Consider the following 19,073-nt stretch of genomic DNA (forward strand, 5'->3'; position numbering starts at 1 on the left):
TTAATTCTTTGAAACAGTAACTTTAGCTGCGTCGGCAGCATCGGTGATATTGACGACAGGAATGGTATTGAGTTGCCACTTCCAGTTATCAGTGGTGGTTTCCAACGGGATCATCTCAATACAGTCGGTCGGACATGGAGCAACACACAGATCGCAACCGGTGCACTCGTCTTTAATCACAGTATGCAGGGCTTTGGTTCCGCCGACGATGGCATCAACCGGACAGGCCTGAATGCACTTTGTACACCCAATACACATGTCTTCATGAATAAAGGCCACCGTTGGCAGCGCATTTTCCAAGTCATGCGCTGACTCTTCGGGCTCAACCCCCATTAAATCGGCCAGCTTTTCAATCGTGGCCTGGCCTCCCGGCGGGCATTTATTGATGCTGTCACCGTTTGCAATGGCTTCGGCATAGGGACGACAGCCCGGGTAACCACATTGGCCACACTGGGTTTGCGGCAAGATAGCATCAATTTGATCGACGATTGGATCGGCTTCAACTTTGAATCGTACCGAGGCGAACCCCAAAATTGCGCCAAATACAGCAGCTAGGGCAACCAATGCGATGATAGCAATTAATATCGTACTCATTGTCTATTTCACCAAACCTGTAAAGCCCATAAAGGCCAGCGACATTAAGCCTGCGGTGATCATCGCAATTGAGGCGCCTTTAAATGGCATCGGTACATCTGCGGCAGCGAGGCGTTCACGCATCGACGCAAACAGGATCAGTACCATTGAAAAACCAACCGCAGCACCAAAACCATAAATAATGGATTCAATAAAGTTATGGTTTTCGTTGATATTGAGCAGAGCAACGCCCAGCACGGCACAGTTTGTGGTGATCAACGGCAGGAAGATGCCCAGCAGGCGATACAGAGTAGGGCTGGTTTTATGCACCACCATTTCTGTAAACTGTACTACCACAGCGATTACCAGAATGAAGCTCATGGTACGTAGATACTCTATTCCAAGCGGGCTAAGAATATAACTCTCTACCAGATACGAGCATACCGATGCCAGGGTCAGTACGAATGTTGTCGCTAACCCCATGCCAATTGCAGTTTCCAGTTTTTTAGACACCCCCATAAACGGGCATAAGCCTAAAAATTTTACCAGGACAAAGTTGTTTACCAGCACGGTGCCGATTAACAACAAAATATATTCGGTCATAGTTATTACGTTCTTAAAATCCGATCCCAATATTATCGTGTTTTGTGAACTTAATAACAACCAGTGAACTATGTGGTTTTATATGCATGATGCATATTTGTACGCCAAAGTGAGGAAGAAAGGTGAAATCCTAGCCAAACGAAAGGCTTAAGGGATGATTATTGAGCTGGATGGGTGGGAACTGGGTGATCTAAAACGGCCAAACCAGAGAAGTTACTTCAGCCAGGAGAAATTCAGTTGCAGGCGGGTAGGAATCAGGCCCGGTCTGACTGCGTTGCTATGGCTCCCCCTGCGGGAGTCAACGCGGGCGGCCAGCTCTGAGACATTGGCTTGGCACAAGCCGGTCGCAGCTAGAAACGAAAAAGGCCCAGTCTTACGACTGGGCCTCTGAAATTTGGCTCCCCCTGCGGGACTCGAACCTGCGACATACGGATTAACAGTCCGCCGTTCTACCAACTGAACTAAGGGGGAATAGCTTTGCGTGAAAGCGGGAGGAATGTTACCGAGCTACTTTCAAAGAGTCAACACCCAAATGACAGAAAAAAATAAAAAATATTTGCCTCTAGAGTCTTTACTTTTTTGTACTCTTTGCCGCTCAAGGCCTGGCATTACTTATCCACCAAAACTGTGGATAAGTGTGTTAATGAAATCTGAGCAACTTTGGTTGATATGCACCTAGTTTGCACATTTCGCTGCAAATAGCGGTGGTTTGGTTAAAAATAGGCCTGTAAAACAGTAATTTATGGGAATTGTGGGTTTGGCTCGATTTGGGGGTAAAAAATGTTCAATAAGAAAAAATAGGAGATTATTCGATTTTTTGGGGAAAAGTTGTGGAAATAAGCTACTAGATTTTGGCGCTGACATGGCCAACTCGGGCGGAGCAATATACCAGAGTTGCTTTTAGAATACTAGGATAAAAGCAACAACTAGACGAAAAATGATTTTATTCGGCAATAATAGTAAAAATGCCGTAGATTTCATGGTTAAAGGTGTATATATATACAGTTGGTAACGAGCAGAGAACCGTTTGAGGAATAGTATGAGTAAGGTGTACGAGTTAGCCTCTGATTATAAGCCGTCGGGTGATCAACCAGAAGCAATTAAGCAATTACTGGAAGGGTTAGATGCCGGTTTAGCTCATCAGACGCTATTAGGCGTGACCGGCTCGGGTAAGACTTTTACTTTGGCTAATGTGATTGCCCAATCGCAACGGCCAGCCATCTTACTTGCTCCGAATAAAACTCTGGCGGCGCAACTGTACGGTGAAATGAAAGCCTTCTTTCCCAACAACGCCGTAGAGTATTTTGTCTCTTACTACGATTACTACCAGCCGGAAGCCTATGTGCCAACCACAGATACGTTTATTGAAAAAGATGCGTCTGTGAATGCCCATATCGAGCAGATGCGCCTCTCGGCCACCAAAGCTCTTCTTGAAAGAAAAGACGCTATTATTGTCGCCTCAGTTTCGGCGATTTATGGTTTGGGCGATCCGGAATCCTACCTGCAGATGATGTTGCATTTGCGTCGGGGGGATGTCATCGATCAACGCGATATATTACGACGTCTGGCTGAACTGCAGTATTCGCGTAACGATGTGGCTTTTGAGCGTGGGCAGTTTCGGGTTCGTGGGGAAGTGATCGATGTGTTTCCTGCGGAATCTGATCAAGATGCAGTCCGTATTGAGATGTTTGACGATGAAATCGACTGTATCAGCGTGTTTGACCCGCTTACCGGTGTGGTTAAGCAGCGTGATCTGCCTCGCTACACTATCTATCCCAAAACTCACTATGTTACGCCCCGGGATCGCGTGCTGGAAGCGATAGAACAGATCAAGGAGGAGTTGCGTACTCGTCAAAAGTATTTGCTCGACAACAACAAGCTGCTGGAAGAGCAGCGTATCACTCAGCGCACTCAGTTTGATATTGAGATGATGAACGAACTGGGTTTTTGCTCGGGGATCGAAAACTACTCACGCTACCTCAGCGGCCGTTCTGAAGGCGAGCCGCCGCCGACCTTATTTGACTATCTGCCCCATGATGGCTTGCTGGTGATTGATGAATCACACGTAACCGTGCCGCAAATTGGTGCCATGTATAAAGGGGATCGCTCGCGTAAAGAAACTTTGGTTGAGTATGGTTTTCGCCTGCCATCCGCTTTGGACAACCGGCCACTTAAGTTTGAAGAGTTCGAGTCGCTGGCACCACAGACGATATTTGTGTCTGCAACGCCGGGTAATTATGAGCTGGAGAAGTCGGCTGGCGAAGTCGCCGATCAAGTCGTCCGTCCGACCGGTTTGCTGGATCCGATCCTGGAAGTGCGCCCGGTGGCGACACAAGTCGACGATTTGTTGTCTGAAATTCGCATTCGTGCCGGGAAGGATGAGCGGGTGTTGGTCACAACCCTGACCAAACGGATGGCGGAGGATTTAACGGAGTACCTGCACGAGCACGGGGTAAAGGTGCGTTACCTGCACTCTGATATCGATACTGTAGAGCGGGTGGAGATCATTCGTGATCTGCGTTTAGGTGAGTTTGATGTGCTGGTGGGGATTAACTTATTGCGCGAAGGCCTGGACATGCCGGAGGTCTCTTTAGTGGCAATATTAGATGCTGACAAAGAGGGCTTTTTACGTTCGGAACGTTCACTGATCCAGACTATTGGTCGTGCTGCGCGTAACCTGCATGGTAAAGCGATCCTGTACGCTGACACCATCACCAAGTCGATGAAAAAAGCGATGGATGAAACCAACCGTCGCCGGGAAAAACAGCACGCCTATAATGAAAAAATGGGCATCGAACCACAAGCGCTGAAACGTAACGTTAAAGATATCATGGAGTTGGGAGATATCACTAAATCGAAAAGGCAGCGTAGCACGACGGCGGTTCCCCTTAGCAAAGTGGCCGAGCCGTCACAGGGTTATGAAGTTTTGTCGCCGCAACAACTGGAGAAAGAGATCAGTAAGCTGGAAGCTGCCATGTACCGGCATGCACAGGATCTGGAATTTGAGTTAGCGGCGGAGAAGCGGGATCAGATTGAGAAACTCCGGGCCCAGTTTATCGCCAACAGCTGAAGCTCAACAGGTAAAAAAAAGCCAATAGGCACGCAGGTCTATTGGCTCGTTTTGTGAACATGTCTTCGTTCACTAACAACGTCAGTTGGCTAGGTGACCCGAGGGGTCAGGCTAGTTGAAGCACAGATTATGCCACCCTTTATGCTATTGATATTCCGTTCCATTTGTACTCCAAGTCGATTTTGGAATAAATAAAATTTTGCAAATTGCAAAGCGTAATGCGATTATTGTTTAAAACACAACGAAAAATCGGCTAGGTTATGCAATCAAAGACAGAGGGGCAAAAATCCCGTTACTTATTGATGGTTGAGGATACCGCTTCTGTTGCGGCGCTGTATCGTTCCTATCTCACCCCATTGGGCATTGATATTAATATTGTCGGTACCGGGCGGGATGCTATCGACAGCCTCAAGCATCGTATCCCTGATTTAATCCTGCTTGATCTGCGTTTGCCGGACATGACCGGAATGGATGTTCTCCATGCCGTGAAGAACTCCCATCCGGACGTGCCGATCATTTTTATGACGGCACATGGTTCTATCGACACGGCCGTAGAGGCGATGCGTCATGGTTCACAGGACTTTCTGATCAAACCCTGCGAGGCAGACCGTTTACGTGTCACCGTCAATAATGCGATTCGCAAAGCGACCAAACTCAAAAATGAAGCGGATAATCCGGGCAATCAGAGTTACCAGGGTTTTATCGGCAGCAGTCAGACCATGCAGCAGGTCTATCGTACCATTGACTCGGCCGCGGGTAGTAAAGCGAGTATTTTTATTACCGGTGAAAGCGGAACGGGTAAAGAGGTGTGCGCCGAGGCTATTCACGCCGCCAGCAAACGCGGTGATAAACCTTTTATTGCCATCAACTGTGCCGCTATCCCGAAAGATCTGATTGAAAGTGAGCTGTTTGGCCATGTGAAAGGGGCCTTTACTGGTGCGGCCAATGATCGTCAGGGGGCGGCTGAACTGGCAGATGGGGGCACTCTGTTCCTTGATGAGCTGTGTGAAATGGATCTGGATCTACAGACCAAATTGCTGCGTTTTATCCAGACCGGTACTTTCCAGAAAGTCGGCTCCTCCAAGATGAAGAGTGTCGATGTACGCTTTGTGTGTGCGACTAACCGTGATCCTTGGAAAGAGGTCCAAGAAGGCCGTTTCCGTGAAGATCTGTATTACCGTTTGTATGTAATTCCGCTGCATTTGCCGCCATTGCGTGAACGGGGTGAAGATGTGATTGAAATCGCCTATTCACTGCTTGGCTATATGTCGCATGAAGAAGGCAAAAGTTTTGTGCGTTTTTCACCTGAAGTGATCGAGTGTTTTAATCGTTATGCGTGGCCGGGTAATGTACGTCAGTTGCAGAATGTGTTGAGGAATATTGTGGTTCTTAACACCGGCAAAGAAATTACCTTGGAGATGTTGCCGCCGCCATTAAACCAGCCGGCTAAACATCCGGCTGAAGTTCCAGCGCTGGTCAATGAAACATTGTCGGTCTCTGACATCATCCCGTTGTGGTTAACTGAGAAAAGAGCGATAGAACAGGCGATTAAGGCGTGTGATGGTAATGTACCAAGGGCGGCAGGTTATCTGGATGTCAGCCCATCGACGATATACCGCAAATTGCAGACGTGGAACAGTAGAAAAGAAGAGCAGGGAGCCTAGCCATGGATGTGCTGAATGAGAGTAAAATAACTGAGCTGGCGGAGGAAATCGGCGTGGATAATGTTCCGGTTTTACTGGGGATTTTTCTCGGCGAAATGGATACGTATATCGATACCTTGGCCGAGTTGCCGGTTGAAAGACAGGAAGCCTACCTGAAAGAGATCAGCCACGCCCTGAAGAGCAGTGCCGCGAGTTTTGGTGCTGATTGCTTGTGTGATTTGGCACTCACTATTGATAAGCAGGTAAAAGCGGGGCAACTGACGACAGTTAGTGACTATGCGGCTCAGATGCAGTTAGTGTTGGAGACAACCAGAGAGCGCTACCGTAGTTGGCAGCCTTAATCGCTGAGCCAAAGTACTTAACCGCTAAGCTAAAGTAGCCCAGGATTGAAAAAGCCTTCATCATGATGAAGGCTTTTTAGCTTTTTAGCTTTTTAGCTTTTTAGCTGTTGTTCGATCGCGTGCTTGAGTTTTTCCCGATCATGGCGCCAGTCACGGTTAGCGGAAGCAAGCGAATGGGTGACTACGTTCCAGCGTGCAAGCACTTCATCTTCGGCTTCCTCGGCTAACACCACATCTATCCGGCGTCCTTGGCAGGCGCGTTCACACCATTCCAGTTTGCTCTCCAGTGACATCCTGCCCGCAGGCCCGAACTCCGGGCTCAGGTTGGCGACAAAAATCAACTTGGCTCGCGTGTTCTCAGCAATCGCCTTTCCCAGCTCCGGTAACAACAATGGCGGCATAATACTGGTTAAAAAACTACCCGGACCAAGGATTATTGCGTCAGCTTCAGCTAACGCGAGTACAGCTTCTTTGGTTGCCGGCACTTCTGGTGAGAGATCCAGGCGACGTAAGTCTTTTTCCATTTCGTCGACGCTGGTTTCACCGGTGACAACCTGACCGTCGACCGCTAAAGCGGTTAAATCTGATGGATGTTCCGACATCGGTACAATATGGACATCGACCTTAAGCATATTACGGATCAGGTTGATCGCATCCAACGGACGGACCGACAGGTTATCTAACGCGGTAAGCATCAAGTTACCCAAGTTATGCCCGTTAAGTTCCCCCGCACCTTTAAAGCGATATTCAAACATCATTGAACTGATGGAAGGTTCGGTGATCAACTGGTTAATACAGTTGCGGGTATCGCCCCAGGCTATGCCTCCCTGGCAATCGCGGATCCGCCCGGTTGAGCCGCCGTTGTCAGTGGTCGCGACGATCCCGGTTGCATTGCCACCAAACTCCTTTAATGCCGCCAGCATACGGCCTAAGCCATGACCGCCACCAACTGCGACAACTTTTTTATCGGTGTAGATATTCATTAAGTTCTTCTTATATTTTTTTCATAAACGACTACAATTTATCTTAATGATAAACATTGTGATACTCATTAGGTGGAATTTGTGTTTCCTTGAAGATTTTTATCTTTTGGGTCTGGATTCCACTCTAAATATTCAGTATTTTACACGGCAAAGCTACTGCAGGTATAGCGATCTGCAGTTGCCATAACTCCGAGCTTACAGTGCTAAGTCTTAAGATACGCCTGTTAAGCCAGTGACATTAGGTCACAAGGGCATAATTGGAAATGATTATGCCTCCCGTGTTTGGAAAGGTGTTCCGTGGCGCAACAATTCGAAGATAAATTTCATCGTAAGTTTTATTATTTACGTCTGTCTGTGACGGATGTCTGTAATTTCAAGTGTACCTATTGCCTGCCTGATGGTTATCAGCCTGCGGGTAATAAAAACTCATCTTTTTTGTCTCTTCCTGAAATCAAACGGGTGGTAAGGGCATTCGCCGACTGTGGTACCTCTAAAGTGCGCATCACTGGTGGTGAGCCTAGCCTGCGTAAAGATTTTTCAGAGATTATTCATACTGTTGCTCAAACGCCGGGTATTGAAAAGGTGGCCACGACCACCAACGGCTACCGGATGGCGAAGCAGGTGCATAAATGGCGTGACGCCGGGTTGACCCAAATTAATGTCAGCGTTGATAGTCTTGATCCGCGCATGTTTCATCAAATCACGGGTGAAAATAAGTTTAGCCAGGTGATGGACGGTATTGAGCGTGCGTTTGACGCTGGTTTCGAACAGGTCAAAGTCAATGTGGTGTTGATGAAAGACTTAAACCATCATGAACTGCCAGCATTTCTTAACTGGATTAAGAACCGGCCTATCCAACTGCGGTTTATTGAATTAATGCAGACTGGTGAGATGGACGATTTGTTCAACAAGCACCATGTTTCCGGAGTGGCAATTCGTAATCAATTGATTGCCAACGGCTGGTTACTAAAAGTTCGCTCGCACAATGATGGCCCGGCACAGGTGTTTGTCCATCCGGACTACCAGGGCGAGATCGGTCTTATCATGCCGTATGAAAAGGACTTTTGTGAGAGCTGTAACCGCTTGCGTGTATCGGCGACCGGTAAGTTGCATTTGTGTTTGTTTGGTGAGCATGGGGCGGAACTGCGTGACTTACTCGAGCATGATGAGCAAGAGGAGCAATTGATCGAACGTATCCAGGCTCAGCTGCAAACCAAATCGGCAAGCCACTTTTTGCATGATGGCAACAGCGGAATGACTCCGCATCTGGCGTCCATTGGTGGTTAATTCCAATTAGATTTCATACTGGGGGCACACAGCGCTCCCGTTGACTTTATCCAGAATCGATACCCTGGCGTATCACAGCGAATAAAAAGGTGAATAAATGGGTCACGCTGAAAGTAAATTCCAACCTGCAAACATTGCCGTGCTGACGGTATCTGACACTCGCACGGAAGAAAACGACACCTCCGGCGGTTACCTTGTTGAACACGCGAAAGAAGCGGGTCACAACGTAGTTGACAAGCAAATTGTTATTGACGACATGTACAAAATCCGCGCGATTGTTTCACAATGGATCGCAGATGAAAACGTACAGGCGGTGATGATCACCGGAGGAACGGGTTTCACTTCGCGTGATAGTACTCCAGAGGCTCTCAAGCCACTGTTTGATAAAGAAGTGGAAGGCTTTGGTGAGCTGTTCCGTATGGTGTCTTACGAAGAGATTGGTACTTCGACCATTCAGTCGCGCGCGATTGCCGGTTTTGCTAATCACACCGTGATTTTTGCCATGCCGGGATCGACCGGTGCCTGCCGTACCGGATGGACCAAGATCATTAAGCAGCAGTTAGATGCCAGCCACCGTCCGTGTAACTTCATGCCGCACCTCTCAGTGTAACCTTGCTGCAACGCGAAGGAAAAACCATGACCCAACTAACCCACATTAACGCCTCAGGCGAAGCGAATATGGTCGACGTGTCAGCCAAAGCTGATACGGTTCGTGAAGCGCGTGCCGAAGCATTAGTGCACATGTCTGCGGAAACGCTTGAGCTGATTGTCTCCGGACAGCACCACAAAGGTGACGTGTTTGCGACCGCGCGGATTGCCGGTATTCAAGCGGCAAAAAAAACCTGGGATCTGATCCCGCTTTGCCATCCGCTGTTACTATCCAAAGTGGAAGTGCAGCTGGAAGCGATTACGTCCGAGAACAAAGTACGTATAGAGTCAGTTTGCAAGCTTGCGGGTAAAACCGGCGTGGAGATGGAGGCACTAACCGCAGCCTCTGTGGCAGCGTTGACGATTTACGACATGTGTAAAGCGGTACAAAAAGACATGGTGATTGGTCAGGTTCGTCTGCTGGAAAAGGTCGGCGGTAAATCAGGTCACTTTAAGGCGGAATGATGATTAAAGTACTTTTTTTTGCTCAAACCCGTGAGCTGGTTGGGTTAGATGGCTTGGAGCTTGACGGTCAATTCGATACGGTTGAAGCGGTTCGTGCGCATCTTGTGAATACCGCGACGGATAAAACTGGCAAGTGGGAGCTTGCCCTGGAGCCGGGTAAACTGCTTGCAGCCGTTAACCAGTCAATCGTACCGCTGGACAGTGAAGTAAAAGCGGGCGATGAAGTGGCGTTTTTCCCACCGGTTACGGGAGGCTAAGATGGATCCTCGTGTTTCTGTCCAAGTTGAAGACTTTTCTGTTGATCAAGAATATCAACGCTTGTCGGAAGGGACGGCTGCTGGCGCGGTAGTAACCTTCATCGGTAAAGTTCGAGATATGAACCTTGGCGAAAATGTTGTCGGTTTGCATCTAGAGCATTATCCGGGTATGACCGAGAAGAGCTTAAGTGATATTTGTAACCAGGCCGAAGCTCGATGGCCGCTACTTGGTGTGCGTGTTATTCACAGGGTGGGTGATATGGCTAGCGGTGACCAGATTGTGTTTGTGGGTGTCTCCAGTGCGCATCGTGGTGCTGCATTTGAAGCCTGCGAGTTCATTATGGATTATCTTAAGACCAAAGCGCCATTCTGGAAAAAAGAGCGCACTACTCAGGAAAGTCGTTGGATCGATTCACGAGATTCAGATCATCAAGCGGCGCAGCGCTGGGTGAAGTAACGCTCCGAGTAAAAACGCCTGAAACAAGATAAGGCTGACTCATTATTAATTGTCAGTCTTATCTACTGTCATATGCTTGCTATCAGCCGCTTGAATACCAAAACCTGCTGTCATTCCCTCTGTTTTTATTGTTTGTTTTTTCACTGCCTGGCACGGTGGTGATTCTCTTCGCAACAAACACCTTTCGACAAAACATCTGCAACAAATAATTCGACTTTGTTTATCTAAAATGTTAAGTAAACGCGATATATCCAGTATAAGATGCTAGGAAAAAGTGTAATTTTAGATTAATTGAAAGTTTTTACTGCCACGGAAGTGTATTGGTTTTTAATTCTCTAGGTACTGCTCTGAAGCCAGTGTTTCATACTGAATATGTACCTTATTAGTAATATTATTAGTTTTTTTGCTACATTTTTATGGCAAATTACTTCAATGATTGCTAATGTGTGCTGCAATCTTTGCATGATTTTAGGGTTTTGTGCTCAAAAAGTGCTCTAAAAAACTCTAAAATGCTGACCGTTCCAGTCCCGTGCAGAGAAGTCATGGATGCTAATGAAAAACTCGGAGTTTATGCATGTACAAGAATAAAATCACCCAAGCCCTTCTTCTAGGCGCTGGTCTGGCCGTTGCTGCCACTTCTACTTCCGCACTTGCTGCTGACGTCCCAGCAGGTACTAAACTTGCCGATAAACAAGAAATTGTTCGTGGTAACGGGACAGAAGTTGCGACCATCGACCCACACAAATCTCAAGGTGTACCAGAGTCACACGTAATTCGTGACTTACTTGAAGGCTTGGTGAACCAGGATGCTGACGGTAATACGATTCCTGGTGTGGCGGAAAGTTGGGAAACTGAAGATAACAAGACGTTTACTTTCCACCTACGTAAAGATGCCAAATGGTCTAACGGTGATCCGGTAACGGCACAGGACTTTGTTTACAGCTGGCAGCGTGCTGTCGATCCTGCGACGGCGTCACCATACTCTTGGTATATGGAATACACCAAGATGAAAAACGCGAAAGGGATTGTCGCGGGTAAAAAAGATAAGAGTGAGCTGGGTGTGAAAGCACTTGATGAGCACACGCTTGTGGTTGAGCTTGACACAGCCGTTCCATATTTTGTGATGATGACTGGTCACACAACCATGAAACCAGTGCACCAGGCAACTGTTGAAAAGTTTGGTGATCACTGGACCAAACCTGAACACTTTGTCGGTAACGGCGCTTACGTGGTAAATAACTGGGTAGTTAACGAGCGTATGGAACTGGTGCGTAACACCAATTACTGGGATAACGCGAAAACCGTTATTAACAAGGTAACCTTCCTGCCAATTGAAAACGCTGTTGCGGAAATGAACCGTTTCCTATCGGGTGAAATCGACTTTACCTCAACGTTGCCAACTGAGCACTTCAAACGTCTTAAGAAAGAGCACCCAGAGTCAGTATCGGTGGAAGGCAGCCTGTGTACTTACTACTACTCTTTTAACACTAAGAAAGAGCCGTTCAATGATGTACGTGTACGTAAAGCAATTTCTTACGCGATCGACCGTAACATTGTTGCTAACGCCATTCTTGGTCAAGGTCAGAAACCGGCTTATTTCCTAACGCCGGAGATCACCGCACACTTTGACCCAGAGCTGCCTGTTTACGGCAAGATGACGCAAAAAGAGCGCAATGCTGAAGCGGCACGTCTGCTTGAAGAAGCGGGTTACGGCAAAAATAATCCACTAAAATTCAACCTTCTATACAACACTAACGAAAACCACAAAAAGCTGGCGGTTGCGCTGGGTTCAATGTGGAAGAAGACTCTGGGTCTGAACGTTACGTTAGAAAACCAAGAGTGGAAAACTTACCTATCTTCTAAAGACCAAGGTGACTTTGAAGTAGCACGCGCTGGCTGGTGTGGTGACTACAACGAAGCCTCTTCATTCCTAACCCTGATGGTTAGCTCGAACACCACTGGTGGTCAGCACTGGGGCAGTAAAGAGTACGATGCACTGATCGACAAAGCACTTAAGTCGACTTCAGAAGCTGAACGTACTCAAATCTACATGGACGCAGAAAAGCTGATGGCAAAAGAAATGCCAATTGCACCTATTTACCAGTATGTTCGTTCACGTCTACTTAATCCGCACGTTGGTGGTTTCCCATCCAATAACGCGGAAGAGAAGATCTACACCAAAGATCTTTACATCAAAGCTAACTAAAAAATTAGCTTAAAGACTATAAAAAAATAAGGCACTGCATGCGAATTGTCGCATGCAGCGTCTAGTTCATTTAAATTAACTGTCACAGACTGAAAGAGTGAGTTTATGTTTAAATTCATCGCGAAAAGGATATTTGAGGCGATCCCAACAATGTTGGTATTGATCACCGTATCTTTCTTTCTCATGCGTTTCGCACCGGGTAACCCATTCTCGAGTGAGCGTCCACTACCGCCAGAAGTTATGGCGAATATTGAAGCAAAATACGGTCTGGATAAGCCCGTTTTTGAGCAATATACCACTTACCTGACCAACGTCATTCAAGGTGACTTTGGTCCATCATTCAAATACTTAGATTATACAGTAAATGAGTTGATTGCCGTCGCATTGCCAGTCTCGGCGAAAGTCGGTTTCATCGCGTTTATCTTTACGGTCATTCTTGGGGTGAGTGTCGGGACGATTGCCGCCTTGAAGCATAATACCTGGGTTGACTACACCATTATGTCTACCGCCATGCTGGGCGTGGTAATGCCATCATTCGTTTTGGCACCGGCGCTGATCTATCTGTTCTCACTGCACTGGAACTTGTTCCCGGCCGGGGGATGGTTTGATGGCAGTTGGCAATACTTAGTTCTTCCCGTGATCGGTATGTCCCTGTTGTACGTTGCCACGTTTGCCCGTATTACCCGCGGTTCAATGATTGAAACGCTTAACAGTAACTTTATCCGTACTGCCCGGGCTAAAGGGTTGAGCTACCGCTATATCATCATCAAGCACGCACTGAAACCAGCACTATTGCCTGTTGTGTCTTACATGGGCCCGGCGTTCGTAGGTATCATCACCGGTTCTGTAGTTATTGAAACCATCTTTGGCCTGCCAGGGATTGGTAAATTGTTCGTTAACGCAGCATTTAACCGCGACTACTCGCTTGTAATGGGTGTGACCATTCTGATTGGTTTCCTCTTTATTTTATTTAATGCGATTGTAGATATTTTACTTGCAATGATTGACCCGAAAATTCGCTACTAACAGGGAAGTTTGGTTATGTTGACGAAAAAAGAAAACCTAGAAGCGATTGAGAAATTCTCTGAGAACTTAGAGATTGAAGGTCGCAGTCTATGGCAAGACGCCCGTATCCGTTTTATGCGTAACAAAGCGGCGATGGTGAGCCTGTTCATCCTCTTTATCATGACAATGGCAGTGATCTTCCTGCCAATGGTTGCCCCATATGCCTTTGACGATACCGACTGGTATGCCATGCACGTCGGGCCGAATGCTGAACACTGGTTCGGCACTGACAGCCTTGGTCGAGACTTATATGTACGTACCTTGATCGGTGGCCGTATCTCGCTGATGGTCGGTGTGATGGGCGCATTCGTTGCGGTATTGATTGGTACGCTTTACGGCGCGGCTTCCGGCTTTATTGGCGGCAAGGTAGACCGGATCATGATGCGTATTCTTGAAATTCTTTACGCAGTACCGTTTATGTTCCTGGTTATCGTACTGGTTACCTTCTTTGGGCGTAATATTGTGTTGATTTTTGTCGCGATCGGCGCGATCGCATGGCTGGATATGGCGCGTATCGTACGTGGCCAGACGTTAAGCCTGCGCAGTAAAGAGTTTATCGAAGCCGCCCACGTATGTGGTGTGAGCAACTGGAAGATCATTACCCGCCACATCGTACCAAACGTCTTGGGGATTGTGGCTGTTTACTCGACACTGCTTATCCCAAGTATGATTCTGACAGAATCTTTCCTTTCATTCCTTGGTCTGGGTGTTCAGGAGCCAATGACAAGCTGGGGCGCACTTCTGCAAGAAGGTTCGCAAACCATGGAAGTGGCAATCTGGCAGCTCGCATTCCCTGCGGCATTCATGGTTGTGACTCTATTCTGCTTTAACTACGTTGGTGATGGTCTGCGCGATGCGCTGGATCCGAAAGACAGATAAATAGAATTAGAAAGATTGAGGAAGTAATCATGAGTTTATTAGATGTCAAAGATCTGCGCGTCGAATTTACCACTCAAGATGGTATCGTCACTGCAGTAAACGATTTGAACTTCTCTCTGGAACAAGGAGAGACGTTGGGTATTGTTGGTGAATCCGGTTCCGGTAAATCACAGACGGTATTCTCTATCATGGGGCTGCTGGCGAAAAACGGTATTATCTCCGGCAGTGCGAAATTTGAAGGCAAAGAAATTCTTAACTTGCCGGAAAAAGAACTGAACAAGGTCCGTGCTGAGCAGATCGCGATGATCTTTCAGGATCCAATGACCTCACTCAACCCTTATATGAAAGTCAGTGATCAACTGATGGAAGTGTTGATGCTGCATAAGGGTATGGGCAAGGCCGAAGCGTTCGAAGAGTCAGTACGTATGCTGGAAGCGGTGAAGATCCCTGAAGCGCGTAAGCGTATTACTATGTATCCGCATGAGTTTTCCGGCGGTATGCGCCAGCGCGTAATGATCGCGATGGCACTGTTGTGTCGTCCGAAGTTGCTGATTGCTGATGAACCGACTACCGCGTTGGACGTAACTGTTCAGGCGCAGATCATGGATCTGCTGAATGAGCTGAAAAGTGAGTTTAATACGGCAATTATTATGATCACCCACGATCTGGGGGTGGTTGCCGGCTCTTGTGACAAAGTGCTGGTGATGTATGCCGGCCGTACCATGGAGTACGGTACGGTTGATGAAATCTTTTACAATCCAAGCCACCCATACGCAGAAGGTTTGCTGAAAGCCATCCCGCGTTTGGATACCGAAGGCGAAATCCTGCCAACCATTCCTGGCAACCCGCCTAACTTACTGCGTCTGCCACCGGGCTGCCCTTATCAAGAGCGCTGTCACCGTGTGATGGATCGTTGTAAGCGTGAAGCGCCAAGCCTGACAGCCTTTGCCCAAGGCCGTCAGCGAGCATGTTTTTCTGATTGGGAGGCTTGGAAAAAATGAGTGCCGATAAAAAAATAATTCTGGATGTTAAAAACCTGAAAGTGCATTTTAGTATTGCATCTAAGTCCGCCTGGCCATGGAGCAAACCATCCAACCTTAAAGCGGTTGACGGGGTGAACGTCCGTCTTTATGAAGGCGAAACCCTGGGTGTGGTAGGGGAGTCGGGCTGTGGTAAATCCACCTTTGCCCGCGCCATTATCGGCCTGGTAGAAGCGACCGATGGCGAGGTCGTATGGATGGGACGCGATCTGACTAAGATGAAGGACGTCCAGCGCCGCGAAACGCGTAAAGAAATCCAGATGATTTTCCAGGATCCGCTGGCGTCACTTAACCCGCGTATGACGGTGGGTGATATTATCGCTGAGCCACTGGAAACCTTTTATCCTGAGCTGTCAAAGCAAGAGGTTAAAGATCGCGTTAAAGAAATGATGGCTAAAGTGGGCCTGTTACCGAACGTGATCAACCGTTACCCGCACGAGTTTTCCGGTGGTCAGTGTCAGCGTATCGGTATTGCCCGTGCGCTGATCCTCAAACCGAAAATGATCATCTGTGACGAGCCGGTATCAGCACTGGATGTATCGATTCAGGCTCAGGTGGTCAACCTGCTTAAAGAACTGCAAAAAGAGCTCGGCCTGTCACTGGTTTTTATTGCCCATGACTTGTCAGTGGTAAAACACATTTCTGATCGTGTTTTGGTGATGTATTTAGGCAATGCGGTTGAACTGGGTGAAGCCGAAGCGCTGTTTGCGGATCCGAAACACCCTTACACCCGTGCCCTGATGTCAGCGGTGCCAATCCCGGATCCGAAAATTGAGCGTGAGAAAGTCATCCAGATGTTGGAAGGCGATCTGCCGTCGCCGATCAGTCCGCCTTCTGGCTGTGTGTTCCGCACCCGTTGCCCTCAGGCAACAGAAGAGTGTGCGAAAACCAAGCCAGTGATACAGGGCTCAGACTTGCACTCGGTGTCCTGTCTGCACGTGTCAGTATAATCTATTCAGCCTGTGACGGGCTTAAGCGCGGCTCCTTAGTAGGGTCGCGCTTTTTTTATGTTTGCAGTACTGATCATGGTTAGTCTGTTTATTCAAATTTTCTGAATAACATGACCTAAGCAGTACGCTGTTTTCTTGCCCCATTCCTTTTAGTATGAACAAAACAACAGATGAGGAGCTAAGGTATGGGCAAACTGATCGATGGTGTATGGCACGACGTGTGGTACGACACCAAAAGCAGTGGCGGGAAATTTGTACGGGAAGATGCCGGCTTCCGTAATTGGATCGTGGATCAGCCAGATGCTACTTACCAGCCCGAATCCGGACGTTATCACCTGTATGTCTCCCTCGCTTGTCCCTGGGCCCACCGTACGCTGATCTTTCGCAAGATTAAGGGGTTGGAAAAGCATATCGATGTGACCGTTGTCTGCCCGGATATGCTCAGTGAGGGCTGGCAGATGGGACTGCCTGAACCTCTTTTCGGCCATACCCGCCTGCACCAGATGTATACCCAGGCTAAGCCGGATTATACCGGTCGGGTTACGGTGCCACTGCTGTGGGATAAGAAAACCGACACGATTGTTTCCAATGAGTCTTCGGAAATCATCCGCATGTTCAATTTTGCGTTTAACGATTTGACGGGCAATCATGATGATTACTATCCTCAGTCATTACAGCGTACGATTGATGAATGGAACGACTTCATTTACCCGAATGTGAATAATGGTGTGTATCGCTGCGGGTTCGCCACTACCCAGGAGGCGTATGAAGAAGCTTATGATTCGCTGTTTGCCGCTCTGGACCGACTGGATGCCCATCTGGCTACGCAGCGCTACCTCGCAGGTAACCGGATCACCGAGGCCGACTGGCGCTTGTTTACTACCCTGATCCGCTTTGATGCTGTCTACGTCGGGCATTTTAAATGTAATAAACAGCGCATCGTTGATTATCCGCATTTGCACGGTTATCTGAAAGAGCTTTACCAGATTGAAGGTATCGCCGAAACGACGGATTTTTATCATATTAAGCGCCATTACTACTTCAGCCATACTTCTATTAATCCCTCTCAGGTGGTGCCGAAAGGCCCTGAGCTGGATCTGGATTCACCGCACGGCCGTCAGGCCCTTTAGCTGGTAAGGTGCAAAACTCGCCAGGTGGAGAGCACCTGGCAGTGTATCCCCATCAAGCAAATTTTCCCTCTATCTCAGAAACTTTTCTTTTAACGCCTAAACTTATGATAAGGCGTTAATAATTGGGCTAGGGGGAGTATGAACATTGAGCAAATGGTCAGTGGTGGGAACCTGATCTGGGATTTGTTTATTGCCTTGTTGCTTGGCGCGATTGTCGGTACGCAAAGGGGCTGGGTGCTGCGCAATCGGGTTGAAGGCAGCCGAACGGCCGGAATTCGTACCTACTCACTGGTCGCTCTTCTGGGCGGACTGGTCGCGATCCTGGCCCGGATATACTCACCATTGCTATTGGGCTTTGCGCTTCTGGCGCTGGTGGCGCTGGCCTGCATCTCATTTGTTATCCGTCTCCGTGGCAGTAAAGATATCAGTATCACCGGGGTGGTGAGTTTGCTGGTGACATTTGTCGCGGGCAGCCTGGCGGTATCTGGAGAAATGGCGGTGGCGGCTGCCGCCGCGGTGATCACTGCGATAGTGCTGGACAACAAAAAGGAACTGCACCAGGCATTGCAACGGCTACAAGAGTATGAGCTGGATGCAGCGCTCAGTTTATTGATGATTTCTATCGTGGTATTGCCTCTGCTGCCTGATCGGGGGTACGGACCGTGGCAAGCACTCAACCCGTATGAGATCTGGTGGATGGTGGTGCTGATCGCCAGTATTTCCTTCGTTGGTTATTTTGCGATCAAAATTGGCGGTGCCAAGCGGGGCATTTTATTTACTTCGGTGTTCGCCGGTTTGAGTTCTTCAACCGCGTTAACCTTGCAGTTTTCCCATTTGTCGCGCGAACAGCCGCATATTAGCCCGTTACTGGCCAGTGGTATTTTACTCAGTTGCGGAACAATGTTTCCGCGGTTACTGATCATCTTGTCGGTGATCAATCCTCAGTTGGTTAAATTGCTTTGGCCCATCGTGATGGCCATGATGGCGGCGTTATATTTACCTGCCTGGTGGATTTGGCGTAGGAGTAGAGTCGAACAAGTAGAACAGCTCGATAAGCAAACCAATCCGCTGGCGCTTCAATCGGCACTGTTCTTCGGCATTGTGCTGGCGGTGATCATGTTGCTGTCTCACGCCTTGTCTGAATGGTTTGGTAGTGCCGGGGTACTGATGCTGTCGGCCTTGTCGGGCATTACCGACGTTGATGCTATTTCGCTGACACTTGGGCGCCAGAGTACCCTGACCCTGAGTGTGACCACTGCCGCTCTCGGGATCATTATTGCTGCTTCGGTTAATACGCTGGTGAAGATGGGCATGGTACTGGCCATTGGCGAAAAAAAACTATGGCATCGAGTGGCGCCGGTGATGATTGGCTGTGTATTGGTCGGTGGTGTGCTGTTTTTATTCATGTATTGAGTCGGGTGGCAGATACCAAAAAGCCCTCGACGAATCGAGGGC

The 19,073-nt window shown here is 48.2% G+C and carries 18 protein-coding genes, 1 tRNA gene and 1 riboswitch; of the genes, 15 read left to right on the top strand and 4 right to left on the bottom strand.

What is annotated here, in order from left to right:
• From rsxB to P2G85_RS09155, 3 genes are all read right to left on the bottom strand, one after another.
• Positions 1–594, bottom strand: coding sequence for an electron transport complex subunit RsxB (gene rsxB, locus P2G85_RS09145; protein ID WP_275863788.1), 594 nt, complete (start codon positions 592–594; stop codon positions 1–3).
• Positions 595–597: 3 nt separating this feature from the next.
• Positions 598–1,176, bottom strand: coding sequence for an electron transport complex subunit RsxA (gene rsxA / locus P2G85_RS09150; RefSeq protein WP_275863789.1), 579 nt, complete (start codon positions 1,174–1,176; stop codon positions 598–600).
• A 395-nt stretch (positions 1,177–1,571) separates the two neighbouring features.
• Positions 1,572–1,647: transfer RNA gene (locus P2G85_RS09155), tRNA-Asn, on the bottom strand.
• Between the two features lie 568 nt (positions 1,648–2,215).
• Between P2G85_RS09155 and uvrB the strand changes: the two genes are divergently transcribed.
• From uvrB to luxU, 3 genes are all read left to right on the top strand, one after another.
• Positions 2,216–4,246 carry an excinuclease ABC subunit UvrB gene (uvrB, locus tag P2G85_RS09160; RefSeq protein ID WP_275863790.1) on the top strand — a complete coding sequence of 677 codons (2,031 nt, stop codon included), beginning with the start codon at positions 2,216–2,218 and terminating at the stop codon, positions 4,244–4,246.
• A 260-nt stretch (positions 4,247–4,506) separates the two neighbouring features.
• A complete protein-coding gene (gene luxO, locus P2G85_RS09165) occupies positions 4,507–5,910 on the top strand; it encodes a quorum-sensing sigma-54 dependent transcriptional regulator LuxO (RefSeq protein ID WP_275863791.1) in 1,404 nt (467 codons plus the stop codon).
• Between the two features lie 2 nt (positions 5,911–5,912).
• Positions 5,913–6,251, top strand: a complete 339-nt coding sequence (gene luxU, locus P2G85_RS09170) for a quorum-sensing phosphorelay protein LuxU (protein WP_275863792.1) — start codon at positions 5,913–5,915, stop codon at positions 6,249–6,251.
• Positions 6,252–6,343: 92 nt separating this feature from the next.
• Here luxU and P2G85_RS09175 read toward each other — a convergent pair whose 3' ends face one another.
• Positions 6,344–7,234, bottom strand: a complete 891-nt coding sequence (locus P2G85_RS09175) for a YvcK family protein (RefSeq protein ID WP_275863793.1) — start codon at positions 7,232–7,234, stop codon at positions 6,344–6,346.
• A 175-nt stretch (positions 7,235–7,409) separates the two neighbouring features.
• Positions 7,410–7,543, top strand: a riboswitch (molybdenum cofactor riboswitch).
• Between P2G85_RS09175 and moaA the strand changes: the two genes are divergently transcribed.
• From moaA to P2G85_RS09235, 12 genes are all read left to right on the top strand, one after another.
• Positions 7,532–8,521, top strand: a complete 990-nt coding sequence (gene moaA, locus P2G85_RS09180) for a GTP 3',8-cyclase MoaA (protein ID WP_275863794.1) — start codon at positions 7,532–7,534, stop codon at positions 8,519–8,521. (Overlaps the previous riboswitch by 12 nt.)
• Positions 8,522–8,618: 97 nt before the next feature.
• On the top strand, positions 8,619–9,131 hold the full coding sequence (moaB, locus tag P2G85_RS09185) for a molybdenum cofactor biosynthesis protein B (protein WP_275863795.1): 513 nt from the start codon (positions 8,619–8,621) through the stop codon (positions 9,129–9,131).
• A gap of 26 nt (positions 9,132–9,157) precedes the next feature.
• Complete coding sequence (gene moaC, locus P2G85_RS09190) at positions 9,158–9,634, top strand: cyclic pyranopterin monophosphate synthase MoaC (protein WP_275863796.1); 477 nt, start codon at positions 9,158–9,160, stop codon at positions 9,632–9,634.
• Positions 9,634–9,891, top strand: coding sequence for a molybdopterin synthase sulfur carrier subunit (gene moaD, locus P2G85_RS09195; RefSeq protein ID WP_275863797.1), 258 nt, complete (start codon positions 9,634–9,636; stop codon positions 9,889–9,891). Before moaC ends, moaD begins: the two co-directional genes overlap by 1 nt.
• Before the next feature lies 1 nt (position 9,892).
• Entirely contained in the window at positions 9,893–10,348 is a 456-nt protein-coding gene (gene moaE, locus P2G85_RS09200) for a molybdopterin synthase catalytic subunit MoaE (RefSeq protein ID WP_275863798.1), read from the top strand.
• Positions 10,349–10,922: 574 nt separating this feature from the next.
• The gene (locus tag P2G85_RS09205) at positions 10,923–12,554 is read left to right on the top strand and encodes an ABC transporter substrate-binding protein (protein WP_275863799.1); all 1,632 of its coding nucleotides are present in this window, start codon (positions 10,923–10,925) and stop codon (positions 12,552–12,554) included.
• A 105-nt stretch (positions 12,555–12,659) separates the two neighbouring features.
• Complete coding sequence (gene oppB / locus P2G85_RS09210) at positions 12,660–13,580, top strand: oligopeptide ABC transporter permease OppB (protein WP_275863800.1); 921 nt, start codon at positions 12,660–12,662, stop codon at positions 13,578–13,580.
• Between the two features lie 15 nt (positions 13,581–13,595).
• Positions 13,596–14,498, top strand: coding sequence for an oligopeptide ABC transporter permease OppC (oppC, locus tag P2G85_RS09215; RefSeq protein ID WP_275863801.1), 903 nt, complete (start codon positions 13,596–13,598; stop codon positions 14,496–14,498).
• Positions 14,499–14,527: 29 nt separating this feature from the next.
• Positions 14,528–15,499, top strand: a complete 972-nt coding sequence (locus P2G85_RS09220; RefSeq protein ID WP_275863802.1) for an ABC transporter ATP-binding protein — start codon at positions 14,528–14,530, stop codon at positions 15,497–15,499.
• Positions 15,496–16,488, top strand: coding sequence for a murein tripeptide/oligopeptide ABC transporter ATP binding protein OppF (gene oppF / locus P2G85_RS09225; RefSeq protein WP_275863803.1), 993 nt, complete (start codon positions 15,496–15,498; stop codon positions 16,486–16,488). Before P2G85_RS09220 ends, oppF begins: the two co-directional genes overlap by 4 nt.
• A 185-nt stretch (positions 16,489–16,673) precedes the next feature.
• The gene (locus P2G85_RS09230) at positions 16,674–17,618 is read left to right on the top strand and encodes a glutathione S-transferase family protein (protein WP_275863804.1); all 945 of its coding nucleotides are present in this window, start codon (positions 16,674–16,676) and stop codon (positions 17,616–17,618) included.
• A 138-nt stretch (positions 17,619–17,756) separates the two neighbouring features.
• Positions 17,757–19,031, top strand: coding sequence for an MgtC/SapB family protein (locus P2G85_RS09235; protein WP_275863805.1), 1,275 nt, complete (start codon positions 17,757–17,759; stop codon positions 19,029–19,031).
• The last annotated feature ends 42 nt before the right edge of the window (positions 19,032–19,073 follow it).

The organism is Vibrio sp. CAU 1672 (genome assembly GCF_029223195.1).
Lineage (GTDB): Bacteria > Pseudomonadota > Gammaproteobacteria > Enterobacterales > Vibrionaceae > Vibrio.

What these genes read in the sequence shown, in the direction of transcription:
- rsxB (WP_275863788.1), bottom strand. Translation starts at nt 594, where the DNA reads ATGAGTACGATATTAATTGCTATCATCGCATTGGTTGCCCTAGCTGCT.
- rsxA (WP_275863789.1), bottom strand. Translation starts at nt 1,176, where the DNA reads ATGACCGAATATATTTTGTTGTTAATCGGCACCGTGCTGGTAAACAAC.
- uvrB (WP_275863790.1), top strand. Translation starts at nt 2,216, where the DNA reads ATGAGTAAGGTGTACGAGTTAGCCTCTGATTATAAGCCGTCGGGTGAT.
- luxO (WP_275863791.1), top strand. Translation starts at nt 4,507, where the DNA reads ATGCAATCAAAGACAGAGGGGCAAAAATCCCGTTACTTATTGATGGTT.
- luxU (WP_275863792.1), top strand. Translation starts at nt 5,913, where the DNA reads ATGGATGTGCTGAATGAGAGTAAAATAACTGAGCTGGCGGAGGAAATC.
- P2G85_RS09175 (WP_275863793.1), bottom strand. Translation starts at nt 7,234, where the DNA reads ATGAATATCTACACCGATAAAAAAGTTGTCGCAGTTGGTGGCGGTCAT.
- moaB (WP_275863795.1), top strand. Translation starts at nt 8,619, where the DNA reads ATGGGTCACGCTGAAAGTAAATTCCAACCTGCAAACATTGCCGTGCTG.
- moaC (WP_275863796.1), top strand. Translation starts at nt 9,158, where the DNA reads ATGACCCAACTAACCCACATTAACGCCTCAGGCGAAGCGAATATGGTC.
- moaD (WP_275863797.1), top strand. Translation starts at nt 9,634, where the DNA reads ATGATTAAAGTACTTTTTTTTGCTCAAACCCGTGAGCTGGTTGGGTTA.
- moaE (WP_275863798.1), top strand. Translation starts at nt 9,893, where the DNA reads ATGGATCCTCGTGTTTCTGTCCAAGTTGAAGACTTTTCTGTTGATCAA.
- P2G85_RS09205 (WP_275863799.1), top strand. Translation starts at nt 10,923, where the DNA reads ATGTACAAGAATAAAATCACCCAAGCCCTTCTTCTAGGCGCTGGTCTG.
- oppB (WP_275863800.1), top strand. Translation starts at nt 12,660, where the DNA reads ATGTTTAAATTCATCGCGAAAAGGATATTTGAGGCGATCCCAACAATG.
- oppC (WP_275863801.1), top strand. Translation starts at nt 13,596, where the DNA reads ATGTTGACGAAAAAAGAAAACCTAGAAGCGATTGAGAAATTCTCTGAG.
- P2G85_RS09220 (WP_275863802.1), top strand. Translation starts at nt 14,528, where the DNA reads ATGAGTTTATTAGATGTCAAAGATCTGCGCGTCGAATTTACCACTCAA.
- oppF (WP_275863803.1), top strand. Translation starts at nt 15,496, where the DNA reads ATGAGTGCCGATAAAAAAATAATTCTGGATGTTAAAAACCTGAAAGTG.
- P2G85_RS09230 (WP_275863804.1), top strand. Translation starts at nt 16,674, where the DNA reads ATGGGCAAACTGATCGATGGTGTATGGCACGACGTGTGGTACGACACC.
- P2G85_RS09235 (WP_275863805.1), top strand. Translation starts at nt 17,757, where the DNA reads ATGAACATTGAGCAAATGGTCAGTGGTGGGAACCTGATCTGGGATTTG.